Annotated in this window: 3 protein-coding genes and 1 pseudogene; 2 read left to right on the plus strand and 2 right to left on the minus strand. The window is 62.0% G+C overall.

Going from position 1 to position 6194, the window contains the following annotated elements; genetic code table 11:
* Positions 1 to 79: 79 nt before the first annotated feature.
* Both LC343_RS24790 and LC343_RS24795 read left to right on the plus strand, forming a co-directional pair.
* A pseudogene (locus tag LC343_RS24790) lies at positions 80 to 2989 on the plus strand (error-prone DNA polymerase); the annotation flags it as partial.
* A gap of 1019 nt (positions 2990 to 4008) precedes the next feature.
* Positions 4009 to 4509 (plus strand): cytochrome b, encoded by a 501-nt coding sequence (locus tag LC343_RS24795; RefSeq protein ID WP_223479829.1) that lies wholly within the window; start codon positions 4009 to 4011, stop codon positions 4507 to 4509.
* A gap of 332 nt (positions 4510 to 4841) precedes the next feature.
* Here the strand turns inward: LC343_RS24795 and LC343_RS24800 are convergent, their stop codons facing one another.
* Complete coding sequence (locus LC343_RS24800) at positions 4842 to 5708, minus strand: TniQ family protein (RefSeq protein WP_223479830.1); 867 nt, start codon at positions 5706 to 5708, stop codon at positions 4842 to 4844.
* Positions 5705 to 6194: TniB family NTP-binding protein (locus LC343_RS24805; RefSeq protein ID WP_223479831.1), on the minus strand; the 490-nt coding region annotated here is incomplete at its 5' end. The genes LC343_RS24805 and LC343_RS24800, both read right to left, overlap by 4 nt.

The raw sequence follows: 6194 nt of genomic DNA on the forward strand, positions 1-6194 counted from the left end.
TGCTGACTGGCGAGTATCTGTGGCCCAAGGGGAAGAATGCTTAGGGTGTCATTTCGCCCTCAGCCGGAACCGACCCCCCTATGGCGAGGGCCTGATCGCCGTGCTCGTTCCCGACATCGCGGACGAGACCTGCGCGCTGCAACTGCGGCGCCTGCGGGAATGCTTCGGCGATCGCGCCTATCTGGCCCTGACGCTGCGCCGGCGGCCCAACGATCAGCTGCGCCTCTGGGACCTGTCGAACCTGGCGGCGCAGGCGCGGGTTCCCACCGTGGTCACCAATGACGTGCTCTTCCACGAACCCGGCCGGCAGCTCATGCAGGACGTGGTGACCGCCATCCGGCACAATGTCACCATCGACGAGCTCGGGCATCGCCGCGAGCGGTTTGCCGACCGCTACCTGAAGCCACCGGAAGAAATGCATCGGCTTTTCGACCGCTATCCCGAAGCCCTCGCCCGCACCATCGAGATCACGGACCGGTGCAGGTTTTCGCTCGAGGAGCTTGCCTATCAGTATCCGGAAGAAAAGCTCTATCCGGAGCTGACGCCACAGCAGGCCCTTGAGAAACTCACCTGGGAGGGCGTGGCCGAGCGCTACCCGGAGGGTCTGCCCGACAAGGTGCGCGCCAATCTGCAACACGAGCTCCAACTGATCGAGAAGCTGGACTATGCGCCGTATTTCCTGACGGTGAACGCCATCGTGCGCTTTGCCCGCTCGAGGGGAATTCTTTGCCAGGGCAGGGGATCGGCGGCGAACTCGGCCGTCTGCTTCGTGCTCGGCGTCACTTCGGTCGATCCCGACCGAAACGATCTTCTCTTCGAACGCTTCGTCTCCGAGGAACGTCGTGAGCCGCCCGACATCGATGTCGACTTCGAACATGAGCGGCGCGAGGAGGTCATCCAGTGGGTCTATGAAACCTATGGCCGCGAGCGGGCAGCGCTCTGCTCCACCGTCATCCGCTATCGCGCCAAGGGCGCGCTGCGCGATGTCGGAAAGGCGCTCGGCCTGCCCGAGGATATGACCAAGACCCTGTCCTCGCAGGTCTGGGGGTGGTCGGAAGGCGTGGAGCAAAAGCACGCCGAGGGCCTGAACCTCAACATGGGCGATCGCCGGCTCCGGCTTGCGCTCGAGCTCGCGCACCAGCTTGTCGGCACACCGCGCCATCTCTCGCAGCACCCGGGCGGCTTCGTTCTGACCCGCGACCGGCTCGACGAACTCGTGCCGATCGAGCCGGCCGCCATGGAGGACCGCCAGGTCATCGAGTGGGACAAGGACGACATCGATGTGCTCAAGTTCATGAAGGTCGACGTGCTGGCGCTGGGCATGCTCTCCTGCATGCGCCGCGCCTTCGATCTGCTCGCCGAGCACAAGGATATAAGGCTCGACCTCGCCACCATCCCGGCCGAGGATCCGCGCACCTATGCGATGATCCGCAAGGCCGACACGCTCGGCACCTTCCAGATCGAATCCCGCGCCCAGATGGCCATGCTGCCGCGCATCAAGCCGCGGACCTTTTATGATCTCGTCATCGAGGTGGCGATCGCGCGCCCCGGTCCGATCCAGGGCGACATGGTGCATCCCTATCTGCGCCGCCGCGAGGGCAAGGAGGAGGTGACCTATCCAAAACCCGAGCTCGAGGCGGTGCTCGGTAAGACGCTGGGCGTGCCGCTCTTCCAGGAGCAGGCCATGCGCGTCGCCATCGAATGCGCGGGCTTTACCGCCGGCGAGGCCGATCAGCTGCGCCGCGCCATGGCGACCTTCAAGCATACCGGCGGCGTCGCGAAGTTCGGTGAGAAGCTGATCTCCGGCATGGTCGCCAATGGCTATGACCGCGAATTCGCCGAACGCACCTTCAAGCAGCTCGAAGGCTTCGGGAGCTATGGCTTTCCCGAAAGCCATGCGGCGAGCTTTGCGCTCATAGCCTACGCCTCATCCTGGATGAAATGCTGGCACCCGGATGTCTTCTGCTGTGCGCTGCTCAACGCCCAGCCCATGGGCTTTTATGCACCAGCCCAGATCGTACGCGATGCGCGCGAGCATGGCGTCGAGATCCGTCCCGTCTGCATCAATACATCCCGCTGGGACTGCACGCTCGAGGCGATCGGCGAGGATGGCGATTTCGCCGTGCGGCTCGGCCTGCGCATGGTCAAGGGTCTCGGCAATGCCGAAGCTGCGCGCCTGATCTCCTGTCGGGAAGACCGGCCCTTCGCCTCGATGGACGACCTCTGGCGCCGGGCCGGTATCCCGGCCGCGGCCCTGGTCGAGCTGGCCGAGGCGGATGCCTTCCGGTCCGCGCTCGGCCTTGCAAGACGCGAGGCGCTCTGGGCCATAAAGGCGCTGCGCGACGAACCGCTGCCGCTCTTTGCCGCCGCCGCGGTACGCGAAGCCTGTATCGTGCCCGAGCAGATCGAGCCCGCGGTATCGCTGCGCCCCATGGCGGCCGGAAGGGAGGTGGTGGAGGACTACAGTCACACCGGGCTGACCCTTCGGCAGCACCCGGTGTCCTTCCTCCGCGCCGATCTGTCCCGCCGGCGCATCATGACCTGCGCCGAGGCCGTCGCCTCTCGTGATCGCCGCTGGGTTCACGTCGCAGGTCTGGTGCTCGTGCGCCAACGCCCCGGTTCGGCCAAGGGCGTCATGTTCATCACGCTCGAGGACGAAACCGCGGTCGCCAATCTCGTGGTCTGGACCAAGGTCTTTGAAAAATACCGGCGCGTCGTGCTCGGGTCCGGCATGTTCGGCGTCAAGGGCCGCATCCAGCGCGAAGGCGACGTGGTGCACGTCGTGGCGCAGGAGATCACCGATCTCTCTGCCGAACTTGCGAGCGTCGGTGCGCGGGAGGCGGGATTTCCGGTGCCGTACGGGCGCGGCGACGAGGTCCATCACGGCTCGCCCACGCCCGATCCGCGCGGACTTCCCAAAGCGAGAAACCTGGTCGATCCCTATGGCCACATCAACGAGATCAGAGTGAAAACGCGGGATTTCCGATGAACGCACTGTCAGTCAAGTTCAAACCCGGATCGATCACGAATAGTCACACCGGAAGAGGCAACCTTCCGGTCCAAGGCAAGCCCGTGACGGTGAATCCGCTGGGGATGCGCGCATCAAGTGTCCTCAACAGATGTCCGATCGGGTGCCGCAGATTGCCTTCGTTGTGTGCCCAAGCCGACACGGGTCGGGGCGACCGTGGCCTGCTTGGCCAAAGCACGGGCGGGGGTCCTGGAGAGCAGTTGATGGAACGGCTTGGAATACCAATCATCGACGACACCATCCTGCGGCACTTCCAGCTAGAAGGCCGGGCGACCATTTCGTTCTCGTTCGCATGCCCGCCGATAGCGACAGTGCCGCCAACAGCGAATGAACCACAGAACGTGAGGAAGAACCGCTAACTAGATCATGATGCCGTTCCCTTGAACCGGCATCACGATCTATTGCCTTGGAATAGCATGATCTTTTCCGAAAACCGGTCTCCAGTTTTCGGGATCATGCTCTAGAATAGGTCACCCGCCGGAAGCTTGACCACGGCTCGGGCACGACTTCCGAGTGATCGTCAATGGTGTCGTCTGGAGCTCTGACGATGCACTTGCTGTTCCCGTGGCGGCTCTCTTCCGGCAAGGAGACGATTGGGAAGTGTACGCCATTCGAGACAGAGGCGTGCGAAGCACTACGGTGGAGATCGGTCGACGCACTGATCGAACAGCAGAAGTTCTTGACGGACTCTCACCCGCCTAACGGGTGTTCCTGCACCCCAGCGATCGCATTAGCGACGGTGTGGTCGTGCCTGCGCGCAGGGAGCGATGAATGAGGAAGTAGCCTTTGGCCCGTAACGTTTGACCCTAATCACCGAAAAGACATTGCGCGCGGAACGTGTTTCTGAACCACAGGTTGTCGTCTGACACGCTTGTTCGCTACGTATGGGGGATGAGGTGCCGAACCAAGCAGTCGAGGCTCGCAGAGCCGGCATCGCCAGACTTGCGTCTCAACGGCCAACAGGCGACAAAAGCCCGATCATGTCCTCGACCTCATCAGCGAATAAGGTAGCTAGCCGTTACACGCGACTGCAGATCGCCGTGCACTGGGCGGTGGTTCTCTTGATCATCGAGCAATGGTACACGTCCCGGGCAATCCCGAGAACGCACAACCCGCTTCTGCCGCCTTCAGACTTGGACTTGCTTCAACATGCCCTCCACAACTATGCGGGCCTACTGATCGGCGCGCTGATGCTGGTGCGGATCGGATTTCGATGGTTCATCCCTCGTCCAGCTTCGTCGCGGATGTCGAGCTGGCAGGAACGACTCTCGCAATCGACGCACTGGGCGCTTTACATTGTGCTCCTCAGCCAGGCTGCGGCGGGATTCGCCGCAGCCTACCTCTGGGCGCCGGCGGGCCGAATCCACATCCTTCTGTGGAATGTCACGCTTGCGCTTGTAACAATCCACCTCGCGGCCACCGCTTATCATGCAGTCCGCCGCGATGGTGTCATCTCGCGCATGGTTCCCTGGCCGCGCTGATGCTTCTTATTTTGATCGCTCGGAAATGCGCGGGCACTAGTCGTGCCCGAAATCGGACGGTTCATGTTTGAAACCGCTGAGAAAATGGTCCGGCGCGCGCTGCCTACAGATGTAAGGTTGTCACATCATTCCAATCGGGAGGGCGATTCGAGTGGATCGTTCCCCTCAAAGGGGTCGCGCCTGCCGCGCGGCCGGCCTGCGGTGTGTTGATTCCTTCTTGTGGATCAATGTCTTGGAGATCGCCACATATGTCGCTTGGCACTTAATTGCAAGAATGCGCCGGTTTGGTACGGACTTGGCATTTGATTGTGAGAATCTTGGCGATCGGATTCTCAAATTAACTGCATTTGAGAAGAAGAGACTCTCGACCTGCGAGCTCGGGCTACCATGCTCTCGGTGGCGTCAGTGAATCGGACCCTATTGTCACCCATCATGTGACCACGCAGCATTCGGAGCATCTCCGGTCCCGCACGCTCGACGATGGCGACCCCTGCCAACAGAGCCGGCCGCAGGTGAAGCGGCAGGATCGGCTTTGCAGGTGTGGGCAGATCCTGTTGCTCGGCAACGACATGGTCGAGATCGGGGATGACAGCGCCGAGCACCCGGAAGCGCCAAAGGTCGCGCTCGCGGGGTATAGGTCTTGGAATGCGTCGCATCAGGAGAAGCCGGGCAATGTCGGCGGGCGATGTCCAGGTTCCGATGCCACGTTCGGCTTCCTCGTCGAGCAGCTTTTCGCCACGAAGAGCCACACCACGATATTGCCGGAAAGGGGAGGGGAGCTCGCGCCCGCCGGAATCCCGGAATTGGTTTGCACACAGAGGGCACGTGATGCGCCACCCCAGCAGCTGGCTTCGCAGGATTGGCGCCGGTTCCGTGTGACCAAGGCTGCAGTTCGTGCAGACCTGCGCTGGTCCAGCGGCGAGGAGCCGATGCGATGATTGCACGACATTGCCGAAGGTCATTCGGCGCACAACAGCCGGGTCCGTGGAGAACATGCTCGCAAGTCGGATTTCCTGATCACGGCTCAGATGGAGATCGGCTGCCCGCAATGAGACAACTTTCGGCAGGCAATGCCGAAGCATGACGAGTGGTGGGACTGCATAGAAGGCTGCATGCCGGTTGATCCAGGACGACAGTAGTTCGTCGGCGACGGGCGGCAGCCGTACCGGCAACTGCCGAGGCGGTGTGTTCTGCATCATGCGAATGCCGCCTCGGCATCGAATTCCGGCTCCCAGTTCTCAACCATATCATCGGTGATGTGCTCGCGGCCGTTTTCGACAGCGTCGATTGCTAGGCTGTTGATCATGTGGAAGATGTTTGCCGTGATACCCTCGGTGATCTGCAGGATCCGTCGCAACGATTTCGGCGTAAGCACCGAGGGCCGACGCAGCGGCGTATTGCGCAGGATCGACGCCACCAAAGTCTCGAACTGTTCGTTCGCAGCCCACCGGCTCAAGGTGAACTGCTCGAACCGGCGCGCAAGCTGAACGTCACCACTGATGGCCTCACGTGCTTCGTTGACGCCGAAGCAGACCAGCGAGATCTGCAGACGATTGCTGAGGAAGCGCAGCGTGTTGAGGACGATGCGCTGCTCGCGATAGGTTCCAGGGCATTGCCAAGTTACTTGACGTTGATTGCAAGAGTGGTGATTTCTCGCAATCAGGCCGTCATCTCGGCGGCATAAC

It is taken from the genome of Oricola indica (genome assembly GCF_019966595.1).
GTDB classification, from domain to species: domain Bacteria; phylum Pseudomonadota; class Alphaproteobacteria; order Rhizobiales; family Rhizobiaceae; genus Oricola; species Oricola indica.

Coding starts and splice junctions, on each gene's coding strand:
- LC343_RS24795 (WP_223479829.1), top strand. CDS start 4,009: ATGTCCTCGACCTCATCAGCGAATAAGGTAGCTAGCCGTTACACGCGA.
- LC343_RS24800 (WP_223479830.1), bottom strand. CDS start 5,708: ATGATGCAGAACACACCGCCTCGGCAGTTGCCGGTACGGCTGCCGCCC.